This is a genomic window from Archangium gephyra (assembly GCF_042230915.1).
In the GTDB taxonomy this organism is placed as follows: Bacteria; Myxococcota; Myxococcia; order Myxococcales; family Myxococcaceae; genus Archangium; species Archangium gephyra_B.
The window spans coordinates 3,586,455-3,611,808 of sequence record NZ_CP102578.1; the positions used below are offsets into that span (position 1 = coordinate 3,586,455).

Annotated in this window: 23 protein-coding genes, 1 tRNA gene and 1 pseudogene; 11 read left to right on the forward strand and 14 right to left on the reverse strand. The window is 69.8% G+C overall.

Translation table 11 applies throughout. The features are described from left to right. Positions 1 to 89: 89 nt before the first annotated feature. Positions 90 to 1,118: a hypothetical protein gene (locus tag NR798_RS14450; protein WP_375772045.1), complete on the reverse strand. Its 1,029-nt coding sequence runs from the start codon at positions 1,116 to 1,118 to the stop codon at positions 90 to 92. 194 nt (positions 1,119 to 1,312) lie between these two features. On the opposite strand from NR798_RS14450, the pseudogene NR798_RS14455 reads away from it, so the two are divergent. Then, positions 1,313 to 1,573 (forward strand): annotated as a pseudogene (locus NR798_RS14455) (hypothetical protein); the annotation flags it as partial. A 248-nt stretch (positions 1,574 to 1,821) separates the two neighbouring features. Here the strand turns inward: NR798_RS14455 and NR798_RS14460 are convergent. The 6 genes from NR798_RS14460 to rpsU all read right to left on the reverse strand — a co-directional run bounded on the left by NR798_RS14460 (position 1,822) and on the right by rpsU (position 7,643). Next, a tRNA-Ile gene (locus NR798_RS14460) sits at positions 1,822 to 1,894 on the reverse strand. Between the two features lie 92 nt (positions 1,895 to 1,986). Next, positions 1,987 to 2,325, reverse strand: coding sequence for an MGMT family protein (locus NR798_RS14465; RefSeq protein WP_375772046.1), 339 nt, complete (start codon positions 2,323 to 2,325; stop codon positions 1,987 to 1,989). A gap of 217 nt (positions 2,326 to 2,542) precedes the next feature. Then, positions 2,543 to 4,705 (reverse strand): RNA polymerase sigma factor RpoD, encoded by a 2,163-nt coding sequence (rpoD, locus tag NR798_RS14470; RefSeq protein WP_375772047.1) that lies wholly within the window; start codon positions 4,703 to 4,705, stop codon positions 2,543 to 2,545. A gap of 89 nt (positions 4,706 to 4,794) precedes the next feature. Beyond that, complete coding sequence (dnaG, locus tag NR798_RS14475; RefSeq protein WP_375772048.1) at positions 4,795 to 6,672, reverse strand: DNA primase; 1,878 nt, start codon at positions 6,670 to 6,672, stop codon at positions 4,795 to 4,797. A gap of 228 nt (positions 6,673 to 6,900) precedes the next feature. Continuing rightward, the gene (locus tag NR798_RS14480; RefSeq protein ID WP_375772049.1) at positions 6,901 to 7,359 is read right to left on the reverse strand and encodes a GatB/YqeY domain-containing protein; all 459 of its coding nucleotides are present in this window, start codon (positions 7,357 to 7,359) and stop codon (positions 6,901 to 6,903) included. Positions 7,360 to 7,448: 89 nt separating this feature from the next. Then, positions 7,449 to 7,643: a 30S ribosomal protein S21 gene (rpsU, locus tag NR798_RS14485; protein ID WP_002621505.1), complete on the reverse strand. Its 195-nt coding sequence runs from the start codon at positions 7,641 to 7,643 to the stop codon at positions 7,449 to 7,451. Between the two features lie 117 nt (positions 7,644 to 7,760). Between rpsU and NR798_RS14490 the strand changes: the two genes are divergently transcribed. Next, positions 7,761 to 9,356 (forward strand): HEAT repeat domain-containing protein, encoded by a 1,596-nt coding sequence (locus NR798_RS14490; protein WP_375772050.1) that lies wholly within the window; start codon positions 7,761 to 7,763, stop codon positions 9,354 to 9,356. A 63-nt stretch (positions 9,357 to 9,419) separates the two neighbouring features. Beyond that, a complete protein-coding gene (locus tag NR798_RS14495; RefSeq protein WP_375772051.1) occupies positions 9,420 to 10,340 on the forward strand; it encodes a GGDEF domain-containing protein in 921 nt (306 codons plus the stop codon). 66 nt (positions 10,341 to 10,406) lie between these two features. Here NR798_RS14495 and NR798_RS14500 read toward each other — a convergent pair whose 3' ends face one another. Together NR798_RS14500 and NR798_RS14505 are read right to left on the reverse strand one after the other, a co-directional pair. Continuing rightward, positions 10,407 to 11,321, reverse strand: a complete 915-nt coding sequence (locus tag NR798_RS14500; protein WP_375772052.1) for a diguanylate cyclase — start codon at positions 11,319 to 11,321, stop codon at positions 10,407 to 10,409. Positions 11,322 to 11,398: 77 nt separating this feature from the next. Continuing rightward, on the reverse strand, positions 11,399 to 12,442 hold the full coding sequence (locus NR798_RS14505) for an asparaginase (RefSeq protein ID WP_375772053.1): 1,044 nt from the start codon (positions 12,440 to 12,442) through the stop codon (positions 11,399 to 11,401). Positions 12,443 to 12,512: 70 nt separating this feature from the next. On the opposite strand from NR798_RS14505, the gene NR798_RS14510 reads away from it, so the two are divergent. From NR798_RS14510 to truD, 3 genes are read left to right on the forward strand one after another with little or no spacing between them, the layout of a single operon-like run. Then, entirely contained in the window at positions 12,513 to 13,508 is a 996-nt protein-coding gene (locus tag NR798_RS14510; RefSeq protein ID WP_375772054.1) for a DsbA family protein, read from the forward strand. A gap of 7 nt (positions 13,509 to 13,515) precedes the next feature. Further along, positions 13,516 to 14,928 carry a DUF4388 domain-containing protein gene (locus tag NR798_RS14515; RefSeq protein WP_375772055.1) on the forward strand — a complete coding sequence of 471 codons (1,413 nt, stop codon included), beginning with the start codon at positions 13,516 to 13,518 and terminating at the stop codon, positions 14,926 to 14,928. 1 nt (position 14,929) lies between these two features. Continuing rightward, positions 14,930 to 15,949 carry a tRNA pseudouridine(13) synthase TruD gene (gene truD, locus NR798_RS14520; RefSeq protein WP_375772056.1) on the forward strand — a complete coding sequence of 340 codons (1,020 nt, stop codon included), beginning with the start codon at positions 14,930 to 14,932 and terminating at the stop codon, positions 15,947 to 15,949. A gap of 33 nt (positions 15,950 to 15,982) precedes the next feature. Here the strand turns inward: truD and NR798_RS14525 are convergent, their stop codons facing one another. Further along, the gene (locus tag NR798_RS14525; RefSeq protein ID WP_375772057.1) at positions 15,983 to 16,552 is read right to left on the reverse strand and encodes a hypothetical protein; all 570 of its coding nucleotides are present in this window, start codon (positions 16,550 to 16,552) and stop codon (positions 15,983 to 15,985) included. A gap of 189 nt (positions 16,553 to 16,741) precedes the next feature. On the opposite strand from NR798_RS14525, the gene NR798_RS14530 reads away from it, so the two are divergent. Next, positions 16,742 to 18,061 (forward strand): ferritin-like domain-containing protein, encoded by a 1,320-nt coding sequence (locus NR798_RS14530; protein ID WP_375772058.1) that lies wholly within the window; start codon positions 16,742 to 16,744, stop codon positions 18,059 to 18,061. Positions 18,062 to 18,182: 121 nt separating this feature from the next. Beyond that, positions 18,183 to 19,343 (forward strand): alpha/beta hydrolase-fold protein, encoded by a 1,161-nt coding sequence (locus tag NR798_RS14535; RefSeq protein ID WP_375772059.1) that lies wholly within the window; start codon positions 18,183 to 18,185, stop codon positions 19,341 to 19,343. Between the two features lie 318 nt (positions 19,344 to 19,661). Here NR798_RS14535 and NR798_RS14540 read toward each other — a convergent pair whose 3' ends face one another. Next, positions 19,662 to 21,353 carry a thrombospondin type 3 repeat-containing protein gene (locus tag NR798_RS14540; protein ID WP_375772060.1) on the reverse strand — a complete coding sequence of 564 codons (1,692 nt, stop codon included), beginning with the start codon at positions 21,351 to 21,353 and terminating at the stop codon, positions 19,662 to 19,664. An 18-nt stretch (positions 21,354 to 21,371) separates the two neighbouring features. Beyond that, entirely contained in the window at positions 21,372 to 21,692 is a 321-nt protein-coding gene (locus tag NR798_RS14545) for a DUF4398 domain-containing protein (RefSeq protein WP_375772061.1), read from the reverse strand. A gap of 160 nt (positions 21,693 to 21,852) precedes the next feature. Here NR798_RS14545 and NR798_RS14550 point away from each other — a divergent pair, with 160 nt between their 5' ends. Both NR798_RS14550 and NR798_RS14555 read left to right on the forward strand, forming a co-directional pair. Further along, a complete protein-coding gene (locus NR798_RS14550) occupies positions 21,853 to 22,839 on the forward strand; it encodes a HEAT repeat domain-containing protein (RefSeq protein ID WP_375772062.1) in 987 nt (328 codons plus the stop codon). Continuing rightward, positions 22,836 to 23,771: an N-acetylmuramoyl-L-alanine amidase-like domain-containing protein gene (locus tag NR798_RS14555; RefSeq protein WP_375772063.1), complete on the forward strand. Its 936-nt coding sequence runs from the start codon at positions 22,836 to 22,838 to the stop codon at positions 23,769 to 23,771. The genes NR798_RS14550 and NR798_RS14555 overlap by 4 nt, the downstream gene beginning before the upstream one ends. Before the next feature lie 110 nt (positions 23,772 to 23,881). On the opposite strand, the gene NR798_RS14560 is transcribed toward NR798_RS14555, so the two are convergent. After that, the gene (locus NR798_RS14560) at positions 23,882 to 24,325 is read right to left on the reverse strand and encodes a hypothetical protein (RefSeq protein WP_375772064.1); all 444 of its coding nucleotides are present in this window, start codon (positions 24,323 to 24,325) and stop codon (positions 23,882 to 23,884) included. A gap of 59 nt (positions 24,326 to 24,384) precedes the next feature. After that, positions 24,385 to 24,741, reverse strand: coding sequence for a response regulator (locus tag NR798_RS14565; RefSeq protein ID WP_375772065.1), 357 nt, complete (start codon positions 24,739 to 24,741; stop codon positions 24,385 to 24,387). Positions 24,742 to 24,904: 163 nt separating this feature from the next. On the opposite strand from NR798_RS14565, the gene NR798_RS14570 reads away from it, so the two are divergent. Continuing rightward, on the forward strand, positions 24,905 to 25,237 hold the full coding sequence (locus NR798_RS14570) for an HPF/RaiA family ribosome-associated protein (RefSeq protein WP_375773765.1): 333 nt from the start codon (positions 24,905 to 24,907) through the stop codon (positions 25,235 to 25,237). The last annotated feature ends 117 nt before the right edge of the window (positions 25,238 to 25,354 follow it).

Consider the following 25,354-nt stretch of genomic DNA (forward strand, 5'->3'; position numbering starts at 1 on the left):
GTCACCCCGGTGCGATGGTGTGAGCCGATATGGCCATGCGTCGCACCGTCTTCGACAGAGCCTCGTCGAGTGCCTCCTCCGCTGGGGCTCTACACTGCTCGGCGCAGGGGACAGAGACTTGGCGCACACACCTCGCAGGAGAGCGATGCACCCCGGCAGTCGAGTCCCTGCGCCTCACGGTTGCTCTTCGAGCAAAAGTGATAGAGGGCCTGCTGTACGAGCCGTGGCGAGCACGCGGGAACGTCGTCGCGGAACTCGCGGAGGTTAACCTGTGCTGCCTGCTCTCTGAGCCACGCTGCCCGCGCCTCATAGGACCGTACAGCGCCTGGAGGGCGCAGCGCATCCACTGCCCGTGCGACGTTCGTGTCCACCACGAGCAGTCGGTTTCCGTCCACGTCAGGCGCCCACGGGGTTAGCCCGGGGGCTAGGGCGGGTGTCGAGAGCGCGCTCACGAACATCGTCGCAAGCTTTCTTCCCACCCGGTGCACCTGGGCGAAGTGCTCGACGAGTTGCTCAGCGCGGCGCTGCGGGTTTGGCTCGCCTTGCTGAACGACAGCGAGCACCCTCGCGAGTGCCCCATCCTTCCACGCGCGAAGCCAAGCCGACGTTGGCAGCTTCCCCATGTCCCCCATGCGGCGGAACAGGCAGGTGGCCGCCTTCACGTGGCACTCAACTCCCGGGCGGCTTCGGCAGTCCACACCCGTCCTGTCCTTGTGCACGTCGCACCGGCTCTCGAACATCTCAGCCGATGCGAGGTGCTCGCAGTCGTGACGCTCCAGGCGCAGCTCAAGGATGGTCGCGGACACGAGCGACTCGGCCTCTTCGGCGGTCATAGTGCGCTGCTGCCGCATGATGACGACATCCCGCAGCGCCTGGAACATTGAGAGCGCCACGAAGAGACGGAAGAGCGCAGGCGGCTCACCTCGCGCCAGCTCGCCCGACTCGACAGCGAAGGCGCCGACTCGTGAGGGGTCGCAGTAGAACGGCAGGGTGCCGGGACCTTCGGTCCTGCCGTACACGTTTGCGAAGTACCACGCTGCAACGCGCCGGAGTGCGTCCGCTGGCTCAGTGCGCTCGGAGATAGGGGGGCACCGGTGCCGGGCATCGTGCGGTTCCATGCCACAGCAGGAGAGGAGCCGCCAGAAGCCGCTTGTTCTCGGCGGCCCCGTGCCCCCTCTGACCGGACTATGAGCTTGCCCCAATTGCGTGGCTCTCCCGCACTTCGTGTGGTTCAGCGTCGGCGAGCAGGCGAGCCTCATTCGTGCAGCCATCCGCGTGCGGCCAGGATCTACACAAACTCCGGGATGGCTCGATGCACTCCACAAACGTGGACCTTGCCGCGCTGCTCCGCTCCACGTTGAACCGGACCCAACTTGTCGAGGGGTGGGCCCACAAGTGCCGCTGCTACGGGCACGTCGAACTCTCGGCATCCTCCGAGGTGCGCCGCTGCTCCAAGGCGGGCTGCGGCTTCACGCTTTGGCCCTCGCCCAATCCGCGCACCATCCGCTTCCACGACCTGCGCCACACCACGGCCACGCTACTGCTCAAGGCGCGGGTGCCGCTGGCGGTGGTCCAGCGCATCCTTGGGCACTCCTCGCCCACCATCACGTCAGGCGTCTACGGACACCTCGACGTTGACGACATGCGCGCGGGCCTGGGGCAGCTCAGCTTCCAGCCGTCCGAGGAACCCCTTGCCGAGGTGCTCCCGCTGGCGGTGGGCGGTCCGCATGGTGCGCCGGTGGTGCGGAGTTCGGAGCGGGCGGGATTCCGTTCCCGCGCCTCGGAGGAAAATCCCGAGGCACGGGGCGGGGTTACGGGGAGTGGGCCCTCCTGGATTCGAACCAGGGACCAATCGGTTATGAGCCGACAGCTCTAACCGCTGAGCTAAGGGCCCCCAAGGTACGCACGCACGGCGCCGAAGCGCCGCACTGACCGGGGAAGTATCGCGCACCCCGCGCGGGCGCAAGAGGGCGTGTGCCCCGCTGCTCAGCGATGCACGCGCCAGTGCGTGCCCTGGCCTTCCAGGCGCACCCCCTCCGCCTTCAGCCGCCGGGCCTGCTCCACCGCTACCGGCGGCGCCAGCATCCCGTCCGAGCGGATGACGCGCCACCACGGCACGTTCTCCAGCGTCTTCAACTCCCGGCCCACCCCTCGCGCCGCCCCCGGCCGCCCCGCGTAGAGCGCCACCTGCGCGTACGAGCGCACCTCGCCCCGCGGAATGGCTCGTACCGCCCGGCGCACCGCCTCGGGGAAGGGGAGGGGTTTCCGCGGCTCTGGCTTGGGCTTCGTTGCCGTCTTGCTCGCTGTCTTCCGTCTCGCCGGCATACGGCCTCCCTCCACAGGGGCAGACCCTCACCCTGGCCCTCTCCCAGAGGGAGAGGGGATCGCAAACGAAAAAGCCCCCGGTCCACATTGGGAACGGGGGCTTCTTCTTACGTCACTCTCCGGCCCTCGGGGCATGACCCAGGGGGGCGGGTACCCTCACCCCGACCCTCTCCGGGGGGAGAGGGAGGAGTTGGGAGGGACGGGCTCGCTCTTCCGCTTAGCTCTCCACGAAGGAGCGCAGGCGCTTGGAGCGGCTCGGGTGGCGCAGCTTGCGCAGCGCCTTGGCCTCGATCTGCCGGATGCGCTCGCGCGTCACCTCGAAGTCCTGGCCCACCTCTTCCAGCGTGTGGTCGCTCTTCTCGCCGATGCCGAAGCGCATCCGCAGCACCTTCTCCTCACGCGGCGTCAGCGTGGCCAGCACCTTCCGCGTCTGCTCGGCCAGGTTCATGTTGATGACCGCGTCCGACGGCGACACCAGGCTCTTGTCCTCGATGAAGTCGCCCAGGTGGCTGTCCTCTTCCTCGCCGATCGGCGTCTCCAGGGAGATGGGCTCCTTGGCGATCTTCAGGACCTTGCGCACCTTGTCGAGCGGCAGCTCCATCTTCTCCGCGATCTCCTCGGGCGTCGGCTCGCGGCCGATCTCCTGCACGAGGTAGCGGCTGGTGCGGATGAGCTTGTTGATCGTCTCGATCATGTGCACCGGGATGCGGATCGTGCGGGCCTGGTCCGCGATGGCGCGGGTAATGGCCTGGCGGATCCACCACGTGGCGTAGGTCGAGAACTTGTAGCCGCGCTTGTACTCGAACTTGTCCACCGCCTTCATCAGGCCGATGTTGCCCTCCTGGATGAGGTCCAGGAACTGCAGGCCGCGGTTCGTGTACTTCTTGGCGATCGACACCACCAGGCGCAGGTTGGCCTCGACCAGCTCGGTCTTGGCGCGCTCGGCGCGGCGCTCACCCATGCGGATGGCCTCGTAGTTGCGCCGCAGCTCCTCCACCTCGAGGTTGGCCTCCTCCTCCACGCGCTTGATGTTGCGCGTGGCCGTGCGCACGTCGCGCTCGAGCGCCTCGATCTGCTCGAGGGTGGCGTTGAGCTTGCGCTGCGCCTTCTTCATGGCCTCGGGGTCTTCCTTGGCCTCGCGCAGCAGCTCGCGCAGCGTGTCCATGGGCACGCCGTAGCGGCGCTCCTGCTCACGCAGCTCCGACTCCGCCTTCTCCACGCGCTCGATGAGCCCCTTGAGGTTCAGGACGATGCGGTCCACCTGCTTCTTGTTCAGCCGCATCTCCTCCAGGACCTCCATCATCTTGGTCCGGAGATCCTTCACCTCCTGCTTGAGCTCCTTCTTCTTGACGTCGGTGAGCTTCTTCTTGCCGGCGAGCTCCGCATCGAGCACCTCGCAGTCCTTGGCGAACTTGCGGATGCGCTCGATCTGCTTGTTGATCTGCTCGATCTTGTTCAGCTCGCTCTGCGCGAGCTGGGCCGGCTGACCCTCACCCTCGGCGCCCTCCTCGGCGACCTCGGCCTCGGGCTCCTCACCCTCCGCCTGGGCCTCCTCGGGCGCGTCCTTGATGACGTCGCGCACGCGCAGCTTGCCGTTCTTCAGCCGGTTGCCGATGTCGAGGATCTCGACCATGGCCACGCGGCAGGCCAGCAGCGCCCGCAGCACTTCCTTCTCGCCGTCCTCAATGCGCTTGGCGATCTCCACCTCGCCCTCGCGGGTGAGGAGGCTCACGCTGCCCATCTTGCGCAGGTACAGGCGGACGGGGTCGTTCGACTTGCCACCCGGCTCGTCGTCCTCGTCCTTCTCGTCCTCGTCGGCCTCGGCGCGCTCTTCCTCCACCGCGACCGTGGGCTTGATCTCCGTGCTCTGAGCGGCCTTCTGGGCGTCGACGATCTCGATGTCGTTGTCGCCGAACATGCTCATCACGTCGTCGATCTGATCCGACGACACGATGTCCGCGGGCAGGGCGTCATTGACCTCGTCGTAGGTGAGGAAGCCCTTCTCGCGACCGGCGGCCAGGAGATCCTTGACCTCCTTGCGGTCGGCGATGGGCTCCTCGTCCACCTCGTCCTCGACGGCGTCGGGATCGACCTCGACGGCGGCGGCGGCCTCTTCGGCGGCCTCCTCGGGATCCACGTCGCCGTCGTCCACCTGGGTGACGGCCTTGCGCTTCTTGAGCGTCTCGGTGGCCTTCTCCGCGGCGGCGGTCTTCTCGGCCTTGTCGGCCTTCTCCGCCTTGCGCGCGGCGGCGGAGCTGGCCTCAGCGCTCTCAGTACCCTTGGCCGAGGCTTCCTCCGGCTTCTTCTTCTTGCGGATCTCCGGGGCCACCTTCTTCTTGGGCTTGACGGCCACCTTCGAGGAGGGCTTCTGCGTGGGCATTCGGGTACTTCTCCTTGGAAAAACAGGGACCTGGCCTGGAGGGAGCCGGCCGATCTATCGCAAAGTAGAGGATTCTTACAAACGCGAACTCAAACCGGTTGCATGGGGGCCTTTGTTCCCGGGGGGGACGGGCGGATTTCCTCTTCCACGCGTTTCTTGAGGGAAAGCAGCTCCATGCGCTGCGTGAGGAGCTGTTTGGTCTCCTCGGACAGGTCGAGTGCGCCGCTCGTCTGGCTGGTGGTCCGCTTGATGTAGTCCAGCTGCTGGTTGATGCGGCGGAGCATGATGGCCCGGCACACCTGGAGGAAGTAGTGCTCCAGGGCGGAGCCTTGCTGCTCGGCGAGCTGGCGCATGGCGGATTCCACGGCGCGTTTGATGGTGTCGTGGGCCTCGAAGAGGGCGTCCTCGGCCCCATGGCCCGAGGTGGCGTGGGCGAGCACCAGCCGGAGGCCGGGGTGGGACAGCTCGTCGTAGACGCGGAAGGTGTCGCGGACCACGAGCCGGGGCTCGCGCAGGACGGCGGCCACGTACAGCGTTTCCAGGGCGTCCGGGGGCTTCACCGGGGCGGGGCGGGGCGCGGCCAGGCCCTGGGGAGCAGCTCCCCTGCCAGGCTGCTGACCGGGCTTGGGAACGGGCTTCACCGCCGGGGGTGGGGCCTTGCTGCGCAGGGAGGACTCCAGCTCGGCGGCGGGCAGCCCGCACCAGGCGCTCAGCGCTCCGAAGAAGGCCGAGCGCTCCAGCCCCACTGGAAGTTGCGCCGACACGGGCTTGAGCCGCTCCAGGGCGGCCATCTTCTCCTCGAAGCTGGCCTCCTTCCCCTGGGGCAGGACGGTGAGGAAGACGTGATGGGTGAGGGGCCGGGCCTCGGTGAGCAGCCGCTCCAGGCCGGTGGAGCCCTCGCGGCGGATGAAGTTATCCGGGTCGTCGCCCTGGGGCAGCAGCGCCACCTTGGCGGCGGCTCCCGCGGCGAGCAGGGGGCCGGCCAGGCGCTCCACGGCGGCGAGGCCCGCCTGGTCTCCGTCCAGCAGGAGGAAGAGCTCCCGGGCCTCGGCGCGGCCGAGCACCTTGAGGTGGCCCGGGGTGAGGGCGGTGGAGCACAGCGCCACCGTGTGCTTCACCCCCTCCTGGTGCAGGGCGATGCAGTCGAAGTAGCCCTCCACCAGCACGGCGGCCTTGCGGCGGCGGATCTCATCGCGCGCCTGGTCCATGCCGAAGAGCGTCTCGCTCTTGTTGTAGAGCCGGGACTCGCGGGAGTTGAGGTACTTGGGGCCCTCCTCGGCGTCCACCAGCCGGGCGCCAAAGGCGATGGGGCGGCCCTCGGGGGCGCGGATGGGGATGATGAGGCGGCTGCGGAAGAAGTCGAAGTAGCCGTCGCCCTTGTTGCGCTTGGAGACGAGGCCCGCGTTGAGGCCCCACTCCACCATGCCCGCCTTGGTGAGCTTGTCCGCCAGCGAGGTCCACGCCGCCGGGGCCCAGCCCAGCCCGAAGGCCCGGGCCGTCTCCTCGGAGATGCCGCGGCTGGCGAGGTAGGCGCGGGCGCGGCGTCCCTCCTCCTCCCACAAGAGCGAGCGGAAATGCTCGGCCGCCAGGTCGGTGGCCTCCTTGAGCTGCTGCCGCTCCCGGGCGCCGGGGTCCTGCGCTGCTTCCAGGTCCACCCCCACCTCGCGCGCCAGGTCCCGCACCGCGTCGAGGAACGTCTTGCCCAGGTAGCGCTGCACGAAGGACACGGCGTCCCCGCTCGCGCGGCACCCGTGGCAGAAATAGAAGCGCTTCTCGGGGACGACGTAGAAGGAGGGCGTCTTCTCCTGGTGGAAGGGGCAGCGGCCCTTGAACTCGCGCCCGGCCTTCTTGAGCTCCACGTAGCGCGAGACGAGCCCGACCAGGTCCACCCGCTCGAGGACTTCCTGGATTTTGTGCTCGGGGATCACGTGTCCCACCCCCTCCGCCCGGCGTGAGCGGACCGCCATGGCCCGCACACCAGCCCCTGCGGACGAGTATGGGCCCGGCCCCTGACATGGCCGAGGGAGGTCCAGCGGGAGTCGATGCTGTAGAAGAGGAAGGGCATGTCGGCGCGTCGGAAGCTGCCCGGAGGTGGGGGGCAGGAGGCGACCGGATACCCTTAATGGCCGATCAGCGGCCGGGCAAGTTCTCGAAGAACCCGCCCGGCGCCGTTCGAGGCCGGAAAACCGGGACTGCTACAGCTTGGACAGCTGGTTCTTCACTTCCTCGGAGATGGCGCGGCCCTCGGCGCGGCCCTGCAGCTTGGGCGAGACGAGCTTCATCACCGCGCCCATGTCCTTGGCGCTCTTGGCACCGGCCTCGGTGATGGCGGCCTGGACCTCGGCGCGCAGCTCGTCCGGGGTGAGCTGCTTGGGCAGGTAGTTCTGGAGGACGGAGATCTCCTGCTCCTCCTTCTCGGCCAGCTCGGGGCGGCCACCGGACTTGAACTGCTCGACGGAGTCGCGGCGCTGCTTGATGAGGGTGGCGATGACCTGAAGGATGCTGGCCTCGTCGAGAGGGCCGGTGGCGCCGGGCTCCACTTCCTTGTACTTGATGGAGCTCTTGAGCATCCGCAAGACGCTGAGGGTGAGCTCGTTCTTCGAACGCATCGCGTCCTTGAGGTCGGCGTCGATGCGCTCCCTGACGGTGGCCATGGCAGGACTCCAGGAATGTGTGGGAAGGGTGCTACACGGACGAGAGCCGGGGCGCTGAACTGACGCAGCCCCGGCTCGCGAAAGGGCGGCTAGTACGTCTTACGCGCCTTCTTCACCGCGCGCTTCTTGGCCGCGAGAGCCTTCTTCTTCCGCTTCACGGAAGGCTTCTCGTAGTGCTCACGCTTGCGGATCTCGGAGAGGATACCAGCCTTCTCGGTAGCCTTCTTGAAGCGCTTGAGGGCGCTCTCGATGGACTCACCATCCTTCACTCGAATGCCGGGCATGTGTCACCTCCTTCCGTGTGCCTAGAAATGTAAGGGGCGCCGATATGACGCAGCGGGCGTGAAAACGCAAGGACACCCGCAGAAAAGGATCTCACGGGTAGGCTAAAGTGGACCCTCGTGAGCCCCGCCCTCTTCCTCGTCCTGCTGTTGTCGGCCGGCCAGCATGGCGGCCAGGGAGCACTGGGTTGCTGGACGTCCTGCCAACGGCATGTGCAGGACAAGGCCCTTCGCACCCAGGTCTGCCAGCTGTGCGTCACCACCGGCCGCTCCGATGCCTGGGTGCTAGAGCTGGGGCGCAAGCCCGGCCCCCTGTCCCAGGCCGCCCTGCGCTCGGCGCTGACGGATCCGGAATGGCGGGTGCGGTGGGGAGCGCTGCGGGCGCAGGCGAAGGTCCGGGGGCACACCGAGCCGCGTACCCTGGCGGATTGGGTGGCCGAGGCCCCGGCCAGGGACGAGGTGCTCGCCTGTGTCACTGCCGCGCGAGCCGCCGCTCATTCCGGCCAGTCCACGGCCTCCTTCCTGAAGGAAGCGGGGGCGAAGGGTGGGGCGGCCGCCGCCCGCGTCTGGACCCACCGGGAGGACATCCGAGAACTGCTGGAGGTGGAGGTGTACTCCGAGCAGGCGGCGCTCCGGGGCGAGGCGCTCGCCCACCTTGCCACCTTCCTGGGCAGGCCGCCAGCCCGGGTGCTGCTGGAGGCCATGGCCCGACGCCCCGAGTCCGCGGACGCGGCCGCCGCCTCCGCGCTCCTCTCGGTGGCCGAGAAGCAGGGCACCTCGGTGGGGCGGGTGCTGCTGGTGGAGGCGAAGCCGCCGGATGAGGCCCTCATCAACCGCCTCTTCGCCGTCTACTCGGGAGACTTGGAGAAGCTGCAGAAGGGGCTGGCCTCCACCGATGTCACCGAGCGGCGCGTCACCGTGCAGTCGCTGCGGCGCTACGGTCCGCTGGCCCAGCGCGAGTTGGAGCGCGCCCTGGCCGACACCGAGGCCCAGGTGCGCCGGCTGGCGGCCCGGGCACTCGCCGAGTCCGAGGGCCTGCCGCTGATGGAGACCGCGGGCCGGAGGATCCGCGCGGAGGGGGCCTCGCTGGCCGCCCGGCGCGTCTGGTTGGAGCTGGCGGCCACCGAGAAGTCCTGTGAGCCGTTCCTCCTGGAGGTGGCGCACGAGACCGGGCTTCCCGCCGACACGCGGGGCGAGGCGGTGGCCGCGCTCGCCGATTGTAACGGCGCCGCCGGGCGCCGCTTCCAGCTGCTGGCCCCCCTCCTGGAGGACCCGCAGGGACTGGTGCGGGCCGGGGCGGTGCGGGCGCTCACCCTGCCGCGCTCGTCCGAGGCGGATGCCGCCGTCGCCGCCGCGCTCGAGGACTCCGCGCCGGAGGTGGTGGCCGCGGCCCTCGGCGTGGTGAGCCAGCAGCGGCAGCTGGCGCTGGGAGAGACCGCGGTGGCCCTGCTCGGCTCCCCGCATGCTCAGGTGCGGGAGGCCGCCGCCCGCGCGCTGGAGCGGATCGGCCGTCCCCAACACGTGAAGCCCCTCGCCCAGACGCTGCAGGCGGACAGCGTCGCCTCGGTGCGGGTGGCCGCCGCCGAGACGTTGGCCCTCCTTGGAGGCCCCTTCGCCGCCTCCGCCCTCAGCCAGGCCGCGGCGAAGGATCCGGACTCCCACGTCCAGCACGTGGCCCGGCGCGGACTGGAGCGGCTCGGCTTCCGGCCTCCTTGAACGCGGGAGTCCTTGCAGGCCCTTCAGGTGGGCGGATATGGTTCGAGGTCTGGAGAAGTGCGCATGAAGATTACACGAGCCATCGTCATCGAGCCGGGTGCGGCGGGGCGCCGCAAGCTGAAGGAGGGTCTGGAGAAGGCGGGACTCGAGGTGTCCACCGTGGCGGGGTGGGAGGAGGCGCCGGGCCGGGGCGCCCAGCTGGTGGTGCTGGGGCCCTCGGTGGAGAAGCCAGCGCGGGTGGCGCGCGCGGTGCGGGGGCAGTTGCCGCAGGCGCTCGTGCTGGCCGCGCAGGAGACGCCCGGCAAGGCGGGCTTCGCGGATGGGGTGCTTCCGCTGCCCGTCTCGGGGAAGGACCTGCGGGTGCGGCTGCCCGAGCTGGTGAAGCTGCGGACGCTCTCGCGGGGCACCACGCCGGTGCGCAAGGCCCGTGCCGCCCCCGCCGCCGAGCCGGTGCGCGTCGCGGGCGAGCCGCTGTTGGATCCGCTCACCCAGTTCTACGTCTTCGCGCACTTCAAGGACTTCGTCTTCGTGGAGGTGAAGCGCTCGCGGCGCCATGGCCTGCCCCTGGCGCTCGCGCTGGTGGCGTTCGATCCGCTCCCGGTGCGCGCGGGCCGCGAGCTGCGCGAGCAGCTCCATGGAGGCCTGGCGCTCGCCATCCGGCGCTCGCTGCGCGACACGGACTTCCCGGTGCAGTACTCGGCGGACCGGGTGCTGTTGCTGCTGCCGCACACGGACCTGGCCGGGGCCCATACCCTGGCCCGCCGCGTCTGCGAGCGCGTGGCCCGCTCCAGCCTCGCCTTCGACGACCAGGTCATCCGCCCCACCGTGTCCGTGGGCCTGGCAGCCCTCACCCCGGGGCGCGAGGGGTCCTTCGCCGACCTCGTCCGTCAGGCGCAGAGCTCGCTCGAGTCCGCGCAGTCCGCCGGCGGCAACCGCGTGGAGCTGCTCGCGGAGACGCCGGGACTCGAAATCGAGGGGACATAGCGGGGAAGACCCTCACCCCAGCCCTCTCCCAGAGGGAGAGGGAGCGCGCGGAGGAGGGGATGAGGGCTACGGGCCGCTGATGGCCTTGCCGTCCACGCGGTTCCGGCCGGCGCGCTTGGCCCGGTAGAGGTACTTGTCCGCCGCGCCGATCAGATCCTCCGCCGCCGCGAAGTCCGTGTCGTGCAGCGTGGCCACGCCCAGGCTGATGGTCACCTTGATGGGCGTGCCGCTGAAGATGAAGTCGGTGCGGTCCACCGCCGCGCGGCAACGCTCGGCGCACGAGAGCGCCTGCTCCTCGGCCGACTCGCGCAACATGAGGGCGAACTCCTCGCCGCCATAGCGCGCGATGACGTCCTCGGTGCGGATGGTGTCGCTCACCCGCTGCGCGATCCGCGTCAGCACGTAGTCGCCCGCCGGGTGCCCGTACACGTCGTTGATCTTCTTGAAGTAATCCACGTCGAACATCACCAGGGACAGGGCCACCCGGTGGCGCAGGCAGTAGGCGAACTCCTTGCGCAGCGTCTCCATGAAGTACTTCTTGTTGTACAGGCGCGTCAGGCCGTCCCGCGTGGCCGACTCGTAGATGCTGCGCTGGTAGGCCTCCTCCAGCTGATCCTGGATGGAGAACTTCAGCACCGTGTTGGAGCCGATCTGAATCTTGTCGCCGTCGTAGAGCGGCGCGGCGCTCACCTTCAGGCCGTTGAGGAACGTGCCGTTGGTGCTGCCCAGGTCCACCAGCTGGAAGCGGCCCTCGCCGAGCGACACCACCTTCGCGTGCTTGCGCGAGATGCCATCGTCCTCGACCTGGAACTGCGCTTCCACGCTGCGGCCGAGCACCGTCTCGGACTTGTCCAGCTTGAACATCCGGCCGATTCCGGCCGCGGACTTGGCGCTGATCACGATGAGATACGCGCTCTGCTGCTGAGGGGCATCCCCCAGCAGGTCCGAAATCGAATGGACGGCGGTCTTCTCGTCGGACATCGTGACCCCCATCTTATGGGTCGAGGATTGTTAGCAGCAAGCAGGCCTCGGGACGGATACCCCGGGATGGTCGGCTCCTAACGCGCGCGCCTCGACTTTTTGACCGGGAGCTCCTGCACAATGGCCGCCCGCTCGGTCATCTCCCCGACAATTGGGGTCTCGATGAAGCGGGCCAGCGCCTCCCTGTCCCGGTGGTAGGCGAGGCCCTGCATCAGCTTCACCAGCGCCGCCGAGGGGGTCATGTCCCCGCCGCTCAGCGCCCCCTCCCGGAGGGCCGCCGCCCCGGACTCGTAGAGCGAGAGGTCCACCCCGTTGCGGTAGGCCTGGCTCACCACCACCACCGGCACGTCCCGCTTGCGGGCCTCCTGGAAGAGGGGCAGCAGGGAACGGCCGAGCGAAGGATCGCTGGGGTAGTTACCCGCGCCGTAGGCCTCCAGCACCAGACCGCGCACATGGGGCAGCAGGGCCAGGGGCAGGGCGGGGTCCAACCCCGGAAACACCTTGAGGAGGAAGACGCGGGGCTCCAGCTTCTGGCGCAGGCGGAAGGGGCCCTTCTGGCGTAGACCCGGAGCGAAGGTGGCATCCACTCCCAGCGTGCCCAGCAGGGGGCAGTTGGGGCTGTCGAAGGCGTCGTACTCGGACACCTTCATCTTGCGGGTGCGGTTGCCCCGGTAGAGGTGGGAGTCGAAGCAGATGCTCACCTCGGGGGGGCCCTGGAGGGCGGAGAGCACCGCGTCAATGAGGTTGAGCCGCGCGTCCGAGCGGATTTCACCCAGGGGCCGCTGCGAGCCCGTCATCACCACCGGCTTGGGCAGCCCGGGCAGCATGAAGGAGAGGGCGCTGGCGGTGTAGGCCAGGGTGTCGGTGCCGTGCGTCACCACGGCGCCGTCGAAGTCCGGCAGCCGCTGGTGCAGGTGGGCGGCCAGCCCGCTCCACAGCTCCGGCTGCATCTCCGAGCTGTCCAGGTTGGAGAAGAGCTCCAGCTCGATGTCGGCGAGCCGGAAGAGCTCCGGGCAGCGGGACTTGAGCGTCTTGAAGAAGGCGGCGGGGCGCAGCGCGGACGGCCGGCCTCCGGCCATCCCCAACGTGCCGCCGGTATGCAGCAGGAGGATTCTGGGCATGGGACGGGGTCCCTCCCTGGCAGAGCCGGCGTCGCTTTACAAGCCCCGCGCGCATCGCTAAGACCGGCCCGTGCACCCCGACCGCCGCAACCGTGTCCTCCTGGCGCTCACCCTGGCGCTGATGGCCCTCCCGGCCTGTTCCAAGAACTCCGAGGCGGCCCAGCCCGCCCAGCCCACCGCGCCCAAGCCGTCCACCCCGGCCCCGGCGGCCCCTCCCGCGCAGGCCGCCGTTCCCGCCACGGGCGGCTCGGGGGGCTCCATGCTCTCCGGCATCCCCGGCATGGACTTCTCCGCCCTGCCGCCCGCCGCGCAGCGCGAGCTGTCCACCGTCCTCTCCGACGAGTTCTGCTACTGCGGCTGCCCCCACACCCTGGGCCAGTGCCTCAAGGGCCACACCACCTGCCAGCACGCCAAGCGCATGACCCGGCTCGCCGCCCGGCAGGCCGTCGCCGGCGTGCCCGCCACCGACATCATCGTGGCCCTCTCCGAGTACTACTCCGCCTTCCGCGCCCCCCGGCAGAAGCTCGAGGTGGACCCGCGCATGTGCATGGGCGACGCCAAGGCCCAGGTGACGCTGGTGGAGTTCTCCGACTTCGAGTGCCCCTACTGCGGCAAGGCCCGCCCGCTGCTGGAGGCCTTCGCCAAGAAGAACGCCAGCCGGGTGCGCTTCTGCAACGTGCCCTTCCCGCTGCCCATGCACGCCAACGCGGTGCCCGCCGGCCAGGCCGTGCTCTGGGCGCGGGACCAGGGCAAGTTCTGGGAGATGCACGACGCGCTCTTCGAGAACGCGCAGAACCTCTCGCCCGCCAACATCGTGGCCATCGCCAACAAGCTGGGCCTCAAGGGCGCCGAGCTGCAGAAGGCGCTGCAGGCCGGCACCTACGCCAAGGAGCTGGAGAAGTACAAGGCCCTGGGCACCACGGCCGGCATCCGCGGCACGCCCAGCATCTTCTTCAACGGCCGCGTCTACGACGCCCAGATGGGCCTCACCGACGAGGCGCTCACCCATACCCTGGAAGACGAGCTCGAGTGGCGCGCGAACAACAACGCGTGGGCCGCCGACTGACGGTGACATGAGCCAGCGCTTCCGCATCGATGGCCCCCAGCTCGTCCCCGACGAGCGGCAGGCGCCGCAACAGCCGCAGCCACCAGCGCTGGCGGGCCGCACGGGCTCGTACGTGCTGCAGCCCACCTCGCCGGATCTGCTCGTCTTCTCGCGCACGCCGGCCGAGGGGGGCTCGCTGCCCACCCCCCGCGTGGTGCTCTCCGGAGACGCCTCCGGCTTCCCCCTCTCGGACCTCATCGCCTTCCTCAGCCAGGCGCGCTGGAGCGGCATCGTGCGCGTGCAGGCCCCCGGCGGCGAGCGCTCCGTCATCCTGCGCGAGGGCGAGGTGCGCGGCGCCACCTCGGACGTGGCGGCGGACCGGCTCGGCGAGGTGCTCGTCCGGCTGGGCTACCTGGAGCGCACCCAGCTGGAGACGGTGCTGCGCGAGCATCCCCCCTCCAAGATTGGCCGCGCCCTGGTGGAGCGGGGCCTGCTCCAGGCGCACGACTTGTTCAAGTGCGTCACCCACCAGGTGAGTGAGATCTTCCACGCCATCGTCCTGTGCCGGGAGGGCAGCTTCTTCCTGGTGGACCAGCCGGTGGAGGACAAGCTCGGGCACAACATCCAGCTGTCCACGCAGAGCCTGCTGATGGACAGCATCCGGAAGATCGACGAGCTGGCGCACTTCCGCAAACGCATCCCCCACAGCCGCCTCTACGTGCTGCGCAAGGGCATGGCCAACGCCCGGCTGGAGCCGGACGAGGACAAGGTGCTGGGCCTGGTGGATGGCCGCCGCACGGTGCTGGACCTGGGGCAGGGCGCCCGGCTGTCCGAGTTCGACGTCACCAAGGTCGTCTACGGCCTGCTGGAGGGCGGCTTCGTCCAGCTGTCCGACAAGCCCCTGGGCGGCTCGATGCAGTCGCTGTCCGGCATTCCCGCGGTGCGTCCGAAGGCCTTCATGGGGATTCCCGTGGTGCGTCCGTCCTCCACCGGCATTCCGTCGGTGCGCCACTCGCAGTCGGGCCTGCGCGCCATCACCCAGCCGCAGCAGCAGGCGCCGGTGCAGGACGTGCGCGAGGTGGTGCGCGTCTTCAACCTCATCTTCCGGGAGATCGCCGCCGAGGTGTCCAAGCAGGGCCTGGCGCGCGAGTTCATCGCCTCGGCCAACGCCGCGCTCTCGGGGCAGGCGCTGTCCTCCTCGCCGGTGCTGGCGGGGCTGGCCTTCGCGCCGGACGGCAGCCTGCCGGACACGAAGCTGGTGACGGCCTACGAGCAGTTCCGCGGCTCGCTGGGCTCGGAGCCGCTGGCCTCCTTCCGGCAGGCGCTCAGCGACGTGATGTTCTTCCTCCTCTTCCAGGCGGGAGAGCTGCTCGAGTCGCGCGCGGACGAGGACCTCGCCCGGCGCGTGAAGGACATGCTCGCCTCGCTCGGTGGGTCCTGACATGAGCGCGGAGCGGCCCCGGCTGACGGAGGACGTGCCGGGGTGCGGCGGCGCCTTCAAGCTCGTCCCCGAGGACTTCGAGGTGGAGGAGCTGCCCGCCTACGAGCCATCGGGGGAGGGGGAGCACCTCTACCTCTGGCTGGAGAAGCGCGGCCGGGACACCCGCGAGGTGGTGAAGGCCCTGGCCACCGCGCTGGGCGTGGACGAGGGCGACGTGGGCGTGGCGGGGATGAAGGACCGGCAGGCCATCACCCGGCAGCTCCTCTCCGTGCCCGCGCGGGCCGAGGCGCGGCTGCCGGACTTCGCCCTGGAGGGCGTGAGCGTCCTGTGGAGCCGGCGCCACGGCAACAAGCTGCGTACCGGGCACCTCAAGGGGAACCGCTTCCGGCTGCGCCTGCGGGGCGTGAAGGACGTGGGCGCGGCGCGCGAGAGCTTCACCCGGCTGGGCGAGCGGGGCGTGCCCAACTACTTCGGCGAGCAGCGCTTCGGCCGCGAGGGTGACAACGCGGACTTCGGCCGCCTGCTGGTGCTGGGCCAGCGGCTGCCGCGCCGGCCCGACAAGTTCCAGCGCAAGCTGTACCTCTCGGCCTTCCAGTCGCGCCTCTTCAACCGGGCCCTGGTGGACCGGCTGCGCGCGGGCTCCTTCGACACGGCGCTCCTGGGCGACGTGCTGCGCAAGGAGGACTCGGGCGGCCTCTTCGTCTGCGAGGCGCCCGAGGTGGATGGGCCCCGCACGGCCGCCTTCGAGGTGAGCCCCGCCGGGCCCCTCTTCGGCCCGAAGATGACCGCGGCCGCCCACGCCGTGGCCGAGGCCGAGGCGAAGCTGCTCGCGGACGAGGGCGTGACGCTGGACGACTTCCGGCGCGGCGGTGACGAGACGCAGGGCGGGCGCAGGCCCTACCGGGTGCGGCTCGGCAACCCCTCGCTGGAGGTGGACGGGGAGGACCTGGTGCTCACCTTCGAGCTGCCCAAGGGCTCCTATGCCACCGAGGTCCTCCACGAGCTGCTGAAGGACGGCTGACGCGGCTCGCCTGCGGGTAGCTCGCACTTCCCCTCAGGCCCCGAGGAGATCGTGCAGCACCAATTGGTAGTAGTTGGTGCTGCCCACGTGTGAGGCGAAATGCCGGGCGGACTGGCTGAGCCGTTGAGCCACCGCCTCGAACTCGGCCCGGCTCACGTTCCGGAGGGACAGGTACAGACGTGCCGCTGCTCGCAGGTAGGAAAAGAGCGGGTTGGCCTCCGTCCCATCCGGGCGGCGGCGAAGCTGCCGGTAGAGCCGCTCGAACTCGGCGTCCGCTACCACCTTGCGCGTCGTCGCGCAGTAGTTGGCCGCGGTCATCTCCAGCATGAGGAAGAAGGGTTGGTACTCCTCGGGCGGCGTCCCCGCCATGGACGGCGGCACCGCCGTTCCCGTCCAGAGCTGGGCGCAGGGCTTGAGCTTCAGCATCGCCAATCCCGGACTCCCTGCTTCCATCACCGGAACCTCCTCGCCCAGGGGCCTGCCCCCTCCTTGGGGGCTGACCTCGATGGGAATCCGCAGCAGCTCGGTCCGTTGCGCTTGAAATCCCGCTCGCTCCAGCGTGGCTCTCACCTCCGCGTCCATGTCCCCACCTCCGAAGTTCATTCCAAAGATGTGACCTCCGCCGTCAGAAGTCGAGTCCTCGAAAACCGAGCCGGTTCTCAGGTTTCTGAGCCCGGGAGGGTGCCAGGCGCGCGCTTTCTCCGCCGTCCAATGCTCCGGACAGAGGGGAGGGGAGGCCATGGCATCCTCGTTGCTCCAGGGAGCCGCACCTCATTCCCACCGGAGCCATCCATGGACTCGCCCCTGCTGCGCCACCTCTTCTCGCGTGCCCTGCGCGCCTCGCTCGCCTCTCCGCTGGTGCTCGCCGGCTGCGGAAGCGTGGACCTGACGGGCTACTCCGCGCCCGCCTGTGAGAACGGCTCCCCCGCCGTGAGCGGCCTGTCTCCCGCGGTGCCGGCGGACCTCGTGCAACTGCGGTCCATTGGCAGCAACCCGGGCGGGGGCTATTTCGCCGAGGCGGTGGTGGCCTCCTCCGGGACGGCGTGCGCGACGGCTTCCGACAAGGCGGCGTGCGAGTCGGCCCTGAGCAACCTCACCTCGAGCAGTGGCTTCCGCAGGTCCTGCCTCGACCTGTGCAGCGAGTACTACGTCGCGACGACGCGGGGCGACGAGGTGACGGCCCACACGACGCTGGAGGCGCTCAAGGTCTTCCTGGGCCCCATCGACACGGCGCAGGAGGCCGCGCTGCTCGCCTTCGCGTCCAACTACAACCTGTCCTGCGAGGACCTGGAGCGCGGCGCGGTGCGGGCGAACACCGGGGGCGGCTTCAGCGTCATCGGCACCCGCGGCCACACCTGCGGGGCCGGCACGGCGGTGACGCAGTTCGTCCTGGACGTGTCCGCCTCGGGCGAGGTGAAGGAGGTGCGCAGCCAGGTCATCGAGCGGGGCAACCCCAATTGCGTCATCGGCCGGCGGCCCGTGGGGCTGCGCGACTCGGAGGGCGTGGCCTGCACGGACGCGCTGGGCCGCCACTTCGCGTCCGCCGCGCACCTGGAGGCCGCCTCCATCAAGGCCTTCCTGCGGCTGCGGGAGGAACTGGCCCTGCATGGTGCGGACGTCGCGCTGCAGGACGCGGCCCTGGTGAGCGCGCTGGAGGAGGTGATGCACACGGACGTCAGCACGCGGCTCGCCCGCCGCTTCGGTGCGTCGCCGCGGCGGCCCCAGGTGGAGGAGTTGCCCCTGCGCTCCCTCTTCGAGGTTGCGTTGGAGAACGCGGTGGAGGGCTGCGTGCGCGAGACGTTCGGGGCGCTGGTGGGGCACCACCAGGCCCTGCACGCCCAGGACGCGGAGGTTCGCGAAGCCATGACGCGCATCGCCGATGACGAGACGCGGCACGCCGAGCTGTCCTGGGCCATCGACCGCTGGGCGCGCGAGCGGCTGTCCCCCGCCGAGTGCGCCGCCCTGCGCGAGGCCCAGCGTGAGGCCGTGGCGACGCTGCGCGAGGAGGTGGCCCTGCCGCTGGACGCCGCGCTCGTCACCGAGGCCGGTATGCCCTCTCCCGAGGTCGCCGCCTCCCTGGTGGCCACGCTCGAGCAGGAGCTCTGGGCCTGATGCTAGCGTCGGCCCCATGCGCCGACTTCTCTCGTTGATGGGTGCGGTCCTCCTCCTCTCCGCTTGCCAGTCGATGTCATCCCGGGTGGGCTCTACCCCTCCTCCGGAGGGACAGCCCCTCGTGCTCGGGGCGAAGCACGGCCTGCGCTCCGCCATCCTCGAGGAGGAGCGCGGCTTCCGGGTCTACCTCCCGCCGGGGTACGAGACATCCTCGGATCGCTACCCCGTCCTGTACCTCCTGGATGGGGATGAGCACTTCCACCACGCCACCGGCATCGTGCAGTTCCTCGCCGGCAACGCGCACATCCCCGAGATGATCGTGGTGGGGGTGTCGAACACGAACCGCGGGAGGGATCTCACCCCTCCACCGCGGGCTGACCTCCAGATGAAGGGGGGCATCCTGCGGCCGGGAGACGACCCCTCGCCGCGGAGCTTCGCGCAGACGTTCCCCTCCGCTGGCGGCGCGGATCGCTTCCTGCGCTTCCTGACGGAGGAACTGGCTCCGCACATCGAGGCGCACTACCGCACGCAGCCGTACCGCGTCCTCGTGGGCCACTCGTTCGGCGGGCTCTTCGCCCTGCACGTCCTGACGAACCACCCCCAGAGCTTCCAGGCGTACATCGCCATCAGCCCGAGCCTCTGGTGGAACGACGGGGAGCTGGTGGCCGGGGCGGTGAAGTCCCTCGAGCGGCTGCCCGAGCAGGAGCGCTTCCTCTACATGAGCATGGGCAGCGAGGGGGAGCACATGCTCGGGCCCATCCAGCGGCTCGCGGCGGAGCTGGAGCGGGCCAGGCCGGCGCGGTTGGCGTGGCGCTACTCCTTCCTGGAGAACGACCATCACGGCAGCACGCCCCACCGGACGCTCTACGATGGGTTGGAGGCCCTCTTCGAGGACCTGCGGCTCGCCCAGGCGCAGGCGCGCAAGGGCGAGGTGGAGCAGGTGGAGGCGAGGTACGCCCGGCTGACGAAGCGGCTCGGCTACGAGCTCCAGCCGTCCGAGGACCTGGCCAACCTCATGGGGTACGCCCTGCTGCAGAGCGGGAAGGTGGAGGCCGCCCTCTCCGTCTTCCGGAGCAACGTGGAGCGGCACGGTGGCTCGCCCAACGTCCATGACAGCCTGGGTGATGCGCTGGAGGCCGCGGGCCAACTGGAGGCGGCGCTCGCGAGCTACCAGCGCGCGCTCGAGCTCGGCATCAAGGCCAACAAGGTGCACCCCGCCTACCAGAAGAACCTCGAGCGGGTGCTGGGCAAGCTGGCCACCGCGCGCGACGGCGCTCCCTAATCCCTTTCAGGGAAGTGATCGAAGGGGAACTGTCCCCTCTCCCCTCGGGAGAGGGTCAGGGTGAGGGTGCCCGGGCCCGTTCTTCAACCCGTGGTCCGAAGTGGGGACAGGGGGTTGAACCCGGGTTCACCCGATACCCTCACCCCGTCCCTCTCCCGGAGGGCGAGGGGAAATGGCCGCGGGTCAGCGCATGTTCCCTGCGGCACTCCTTCGCGGACCTACCTGAAAGGGATGAGCGCGCGTCCAAAAACGAAGAGGGTGCTCGCGGCCCGGAGGCTCGCGGCACCCTCTTGCTGGCCCTTCCCGGTCGGGGAGGGATTACTGCTCGACGATGTTGAACTCGGTGCGGCGGTTGTTCGCGCGGCCCTTCGCCGTGGCGTTGTTGTCGATGGGCTTCTCCTCACCGAAGCCCACCGCCTCCATCCGGCCCGGGTCGATGCCGCGCTTGATGAGCTGCGCCATCACCGAGTCCGCCCGCGCCTGCGACAGCTTCAGGTTCGCCAGATCCTTGCCGAGCGAGTCCGTGTGACCCTCGATGCGGATCTTCTTGATCATCGGCATGTCGCGCAGCACCTGCGCCACGTCGTCGAGGATGGTGAAGCTCTCCTTGCCGATGATCCTCGCCGAGCCGGACGCGAACTTGATCTGCTTCTTGATCTCGATCTTGCCCTTCTTGACGACGACCATCTTGTACTTCTTGGCGCACCCGCGCTCCTCCTTCACGCCGGGCTCCTCGGGGCACACGTCCACGCGGTCCGGGATGCCGTCGTTGTCACGGTCCGGATCCGGGCAGCCGCGCATCTCCTTGGGGCCCGCCTCGTTCGGGCACACGTCCATGCGGTCCACCAGCCCGTCCTTGTCCGTGTCCACGTCCGCGCAGCCGCGCGTCTCCTGGGGACCGGCCGCATCCGGGCACAGGTCCAGGCGGTCCGGGATGCCGTCGCTGTCCTTGTCCGGATCCGGGCAGCCGCGCATCTCCTTCTGGCCGGGCTGATCCGGGCAGACGTCCATGCGGTCCACCACGCCGTCGCCGTCCTTGTCATCGTCCGGGCAGCCAGCGTTCTCCAGCGGGCCGGCCTTCAGCGGGCAGCGGTCCAGCCCGTCCGGAATCCCATCCGCGTCGTTGTCGAGGTCCGGGCAGCCATCCTCGTCCTGGAAGCCGTCCTTGTCCTCGGGCTCGTCCGGGCACTTGTCCTGCGAGTCCTCGACGTTGTCCCCGTCCTTGTCGGTGCGCGGGCAGCCCACGTTCTGGATGGGGCCGGCGGCATCCGGGCACTTGTCCGCGCTGTCGATCAGCCCGTCCTGATCATTGTCCGCCTCGGGGCAGCCGTCCGAGTCCTCGAAGCCGTCCTTGTCCTCGGACACGTCGCGGCACTTGTCCAGGTTGTCGGGGATGCCGTCGCTGTCGCTGTCCCGCGGCGCCTCCTCGGGGCAGCCCTGGTTGGAGAGCGGACCGGCCGTGAGCGGGCACTTGTCGTTGCCGTCCAGCACGCCGTCCCGGTCGTTGTCCGGCTCGGGGCAGCCGTCCGCGTCCTCGAAGCCGTCACGGTCCTCCGCGCGGTCCGGGCACGGATCGTCCTTGTCGAGGATGCCGTCACCGTCGGTGTCCTTCTCCTCGATCTGCACCACCACCTGCTGCCCCGGCTTGGGGGTGATCTCCACCTGGGTGGGCTGCTCCGTCTGCTGCGGAGTGGTGCCGTCCGGCGTCTCCTTGACCGTGACGCGCGAGGGGGCGCAGCCCTTGGAGAGCTCCAGCGCCTTCTTGATGGCGGTCTCGGAGACGCGGATGTGCTCGGAGGCGCGGTAGCTGGTGCCCTGGCTCAGCTCGCCACGGGCGAAGTCGAGGTGGGCCTCGGCGGTGGCGAGCTCCACCGGGGCGCAGCGCATGGCGCCGCTGCGGCGCGCGCGCTCGATGTCCGCCTGGAGGACCTCGGACTGCGCGCGGACCTTGTTACCGCTCACGCAGGCCGCGCTGAGCAGGAGCAACGAAGAGGCGATGAGACGTCGCATCGGGAAAGTGCTCTCGCGTCAGGGGTTGGGGCTGGGGGAAGGAGTGGCTTCTTCCCCGTTGGCGTTGGCCATGGCCTTGGTACGGGCCTCGGCGGCGAAGCGGGCGGCCTTCTCGGCGAAGTCCACCCCGGCCTGGAAGTCCGAGTAGCCGACCTCTTCCCGCGCCTTGCGGATGTAGAGGTTGGCGGCCGTCCACTCGTAGGGCGCCAGCTTCTCGGCGCCGGCGGTGCGGGCCGCCTGGATCTGCACTTCGGCGTCCAGCAGGTTCGAGGTGGACCTCAGGGGGCCGCATCCGGCGACGGCTCCCGCCGCAGCCACCAGTACCAGGAGTCGCTTCATGGAAGGGGCCTCGGGATAAGGGCTGGAAGACACTGGCTCCCGGTCGTATCAATCGACTCGGGGAGGGTCAAGAATCGGTCAGTCGTACATCCCCGAGGGAGGGAGCGGGCCCGGCCGGGGTTTTGACAGCCTTGCTCCGGCCTTGTCATCGTGACCGGCCGTGCGCACCCTGCCAGCCTGCCTGCTGCTCGCCCTCGTTCTCACCCCTCCGGCCCTCCAGGCCGCCCCGCCTTCCGTGCAGAAGCGCATGGAGCGCCGGGCGGAGACGGAGGATCTCGTCAAGCAGGTGCTGGGTGGAGGGCTGCCGGTGCCCACCGCCATCTCCCGGCTGCGGATTCTCCGGGAGGAGCCCCACGCGGCGGCGATGATCATCGAGTACCTCCCTCGGGTGCTGGAGCCCCGGCGCCTGCGGGACGTGACGGCCGTGCTGGCCGGGCTGGAGACGCGCGTGGCCGAGCCCACCTTGGTGAACCTGGCCGGGCATGAGGACGGGGCGGTGCGCATGTACGCCGTCCAGGGCCTGGGCAAGCTGCGCAGCCGGCGCGCCGACGTGCTGCTGCCGCTCCTGGAGGACAAGTCGCTCGGGGTGCGCCGGGAGGTGGCGCGCGCCCTGGGGGCTACCGGCAACCCGAAGGTGGGCAAGGCGCTGCTCACCGCGGCGCGCGCGGAGACGGATCCGCAGACGCGCGTGCTGCTGCTGGAGGCGGTGGGCGCCGCGGGGGACAAGAAGCAGGCGCCGGCCCTCAAGGCCTTCCTCGACGACAGCTCGGAGAGCACCCGCTTCGCCGCCGCCCGCGGCCTGTGCCTGCTGGGAACCCCCGAGGGCTTCGCCTTCGCGCGCAAGCTGCTGTCCTCCGAGGACAAGCACGTGCGCCGCCAGGGCCTGGCCCTCTACGAGGGGCTGGCCGTGAAGCAGTCGGCGTCCGCGCTGCGGCCGATGCTGGAGGACAAGGACCGCGCGCTCGCGGCCGGCGCGGCGCGGATCCTCTACCAGGGAGGCGACAAGACGATGATGTCCTGGCTGGTGCTGGCCTCGTGGAACGCCCAGGGCGAGGAGAAGCTCGCCTACGAGAAGGAGCTGGAGACGCTCCACCTCGCGGATGACGAGCGCAAGGCGCTGCTGCGCAAGGCGGGGGTCGTGAAGTGAAGGCGCTCGCCCTCGTCTCGGCGCTGCTGGCCCAGACGCCCGCGGCCGGCTCCTCGCCGGCTCCAGCCCCGGCCGGGGCCCCGGCGCGCAACACGCTCAAGGCGCCCGCGCAGGAGTCCCGGGTGGTCTGGGCCTCGCTCAGCCCGCAGGAGCGCGCCACCTTCATCACCGGGGACGCGGGCCTGCCGCTGAAGGACCGGCTGCTGCGGGTGAGCGAGCGCTTCCTGGGCACGCCCTACATCCACTCGCCGCTGGGGGAGGGGAGCGGGGTGGACCCGGATCCGACCTTCCGGCTGGACGCGGTGGACTGCCTCACCTTCGTGGAGCAGGCGCTGGCCATGAGCCTGGCCACCGCCGAGCCCGAGGTGGTGGGGGTGCTCGAGCGCCTGCGCTACGCGAACACGCCCACCTACGAGGACCGCAACCACCTGATGGAGGCCCAGTGGCTGCCCAACAACCAGCGCAAGGGCTTCCTGGTGGACGTGACGCGGCGCTACGGCGGTGAGGACACCGTGCGGGTGCAGAAGACGCTCACCGCGGTGACGTGGACGTCGCGCTCCTCGCTGGCGCTGGGGCTGCCCAAGGCGCGCCAGCCGCGGGGCACCTACAGCCTGGACATGATTCCGCTGGAGCGGGTGATGGCGCACGCGCGCCAGGTGCCCTCGGGCACCATCCTCGTGGTGCTGCGCGAGGACCTGCCCCTCAAGGCCACCCGGGTGACGCACCTGGGCTTCGTCGTGCAGAAGGGCAAGCGCACCTGGCTGCGCCACGCCCGGCGCGGCGTGGACGGCAACGGCCGGGTGGTGGACGAGGACCTGGAGACCTTCCTCGCGCGCAACGCGAAGTACGACAAGTGGAAGGTGTCCGGCGTGAGCCTCTACGAGCCGCGCCGCCCCGACGCGGGTGGTGGCGAGCTCGTGCGCTCTCCGTGACGGCCGTGCTCCCCCCCGCTGAGTGGTAGACGTCTACCACTGAGGTGGGATAAAGGAGTACATGCTCACTGGTAGACGTCTACCAGTGAGCCCTCCTGGACGGCCAGGAGTCAGAGGGTGCCAGGCGGGGGCGCGGTGGCCTCCGTCTCGAGCTCCTCTTCCTCGGCGGCGCGGGCGGCCTCGTCGGCGGTGGAGTCCAGCCGGGCCTTCTCCTGGGTGAGCAGGGGGAGGGCGCGCTGCAGATGCTCCTCGCCGACCATGATCTCCCACCAGGGCTCCAGGGTGCCGGTGGTGAGCACGTCCACGGCGCCGCCGCGGCGCGGCCGGACGAAGACGGGGATGCGCTGGGCCTCCAGCACCCGCACGTAGTCCTCGGCGGTGAGCGGGTCATCCGCGGTGATGGCCCGGACGAACTTGCGCGTGTCGCTCTCGCTGGACAGCGGGATGTGGCGCTGGCTCATCGCCTCCGCGTCCACCAGCTGACTGCCGGGACAGTCCGCGCACTCCTTCACGCCATCCTGGTACTCGGAACCGCACTGCATGCAATACTTCATCGTGCCTCCCTCCAGGAACCACACCCTGGCAACCGGGCACGAGGTTAGCACGCGCGGCCTCAGTGCTTGGCTGCTTCCCCCAGGCTTCCCACGGCGGCTGACAAACGCTCGACATCAATGGGCTTGCGCAGCACCACGTCGCAGCAGCCGGCGTCCACGTTGGTGTAACCGGACACCAGGATGACCCCCGCCTTGGGCTGGCGGTGCTTGACCTCCTGGGCGAGCTCGGTTCCACACATGCCGGGTAGCGACTCGTCGGTGACCACCACGTCGGGATGGTCATTCTCGAAAGCCCTCAAGCCGGCCAGACCGTCGGACGCCGTGACGACGTCGAAGTCCATCTCGAGCAGCTCCGCGAGAAGCTCGCGGCTGTCGCCGTCATCCTCGACCAGCAACACCTTGATTCGCTCTCCCATGCGACTGAGCAACCCAGGAGTTGTCCCGAAACGTCCGCGCCATTCCAGCGTTCCGTCACCCGCCAGGGGAGCGGCCGAGGGAGCGGGCCCGGGAACCTCTCACCGAATGTCGGCGGGCTGTCCATCTTGAGGGTCCAAGGGAGGTGACGCCATGAAGGTGTTGATGCGAGGAGTCCATTTGACCTTGACGGACTCGTTGCGGGACTACGCCACACAGCATCTGGTGGACCCCATCGCCAAGTACATCGACGACGAGGCGACCGAGGTGGACATCGCGCTGGTGGATATCAACGGTCCGAAGGGGGGCGTGGACCAGGAGTGCCGCGTCACGGTGCGCATGCCGGGGTTCGCGGCCACGCACATCACGGAGACGGCGGAGACGATGTTCCAGGCGATCGACGCGACGCGTGATCGGCTGGAGAATACCATCAAGCGCACGGTGGAGAAGCGCCGGGAGCAGAGCAGCCAGGGTCTTCCCCAGGACGTGCGCTTCTAGCGCGCGGCCGGAGCCCGGACTCCTTGCCTGGTGTCCGGGCTCCCAGGCGGACAAGCGGACCGTCCCGGATTCTTGCTGGCCCCGAGCGGTGGACGCTATAAGCGGACACTTCACCCC

Coding starts and splice junctions, on each gene's coding strand:
- NR798_RS14565 (WP_375772065.1), bottom strand. CDS start 24,741: ATGGGAGAGCGAATCAAGGTGTTGCTGGTCGAGGATGACGGCGACAGC.
- NR798_RS14465 (WP_375772046.1), bottom strand. CDS start 2,325: ATGCCGGCGAGACGGAAGACAGCGAGCAAGACGGCAACGAAGCCCAAG.
- rpsU (WP_002621505.1), bottom strand. CDS start 7,643: ATGCCCGGCATTCGAGTGAAGGATGGTGAGTCCATCGAGAGCGCCCTC.
- NR798_RS14515 (WP_375772055.1), top strand. CDS start 13,516: ATGAGCCAGCGCTTCCGCATCGATGGCCCCCAGCTCGTCCCCGACGAG.
- NR798_RS14570 (WP_375773765.1), top strand. CDS start 24,905: ATGCGAGGAGTCCATTTGACCTTGACGGACTCGTTGCGGGACTACGCC.
- truD (WP_375772056.1), top strand. CDS start 14,930: ATGAGCGCGGAGCGGCCCCGGCTGACGGAGGACGTGCCGGGGTGCGGC.
- NR798_RS14560 (WP_375772064.1), bottom strand. CDS start 24,325: ATGAAGTATTGCATGCAGTGCGGTTCCGAGTACCAGGATGGCGTGAAG.
- NR798_RS14480 (WP_375772049.1), bottom strand. CDS start 7,359: ATGGCCACCGTCAGGGAGCGCATCGACGCCGACCTCAAGGACGCGATG.
- NR798_RS14525 (WP_375772057.1), bottom strand. CDS start 16,552: ATGAACTTCGGAGGTGGGGACATGGACGCGGAGGTGAGAGCCACGCTG.
- NR798_RS14540 (WP_375772060.1), bottom strand. CDS start 21,353: ATGCGACGTCTCATCGCCTCTTCGTTGCTCCTGCTCAGCGCGGCCTGC.
- NR798_RS14500 (WP_375772052.1), bottom strand. CDS start 11,321: ATGTCCGACGAGAAGACCGCCGTCCATTCGATTTCGGACCTGCTGGGG.
- NR798_RS14495 (WP_375772051.1), top strand. CDS start 9,420: ATGAAGATTACACGAGCCATCGTCATCGAGCCGGGTGCGGCGGGGCGC.
- NR798_RS14530 (WP_375772058.1), top strand. CDS start 16,742: ATGGACTCGCCCCTGCTGCGCCACCTCTTCTCGCGTGCCCTGCGCGCC.
- NR798_RS14450 (WP_375772045.1), bottom strand. CDS start 1,118: ATGGAACCGCACGATGCCCGGCACCGGTGCCCCCCTATCTCCGAGCGC.
- NR798_RS14505 (WP_375772053.1), bottom strand. CDS start 12,442: ATGCCCAGAATCCTCCTGCTGCATACCGGCGGCACGTTGGGGATGGCC.
- dnaG (WP_375772048.1), bottom strand. CDS start 6,672: ATGGCGGTCCGCTCACGCCGGGCGGAGGGGGTGGGACACGTGATCCCC.
- NR798_RS14545 (WP_375772061.1), bottom strand. CDS start 21,692: ATGAAGCGACTCCTGGTACTGGTGGCTGCGGCGGGAGCCGTCGCCGGA.
- rpoD (WP_375772047.1), bottom strand. CDS start 4,705: ATGCCCACGCAGAAGCCCTCCTCGAAGGTGGCCGTCAAGCCCAAGAAG.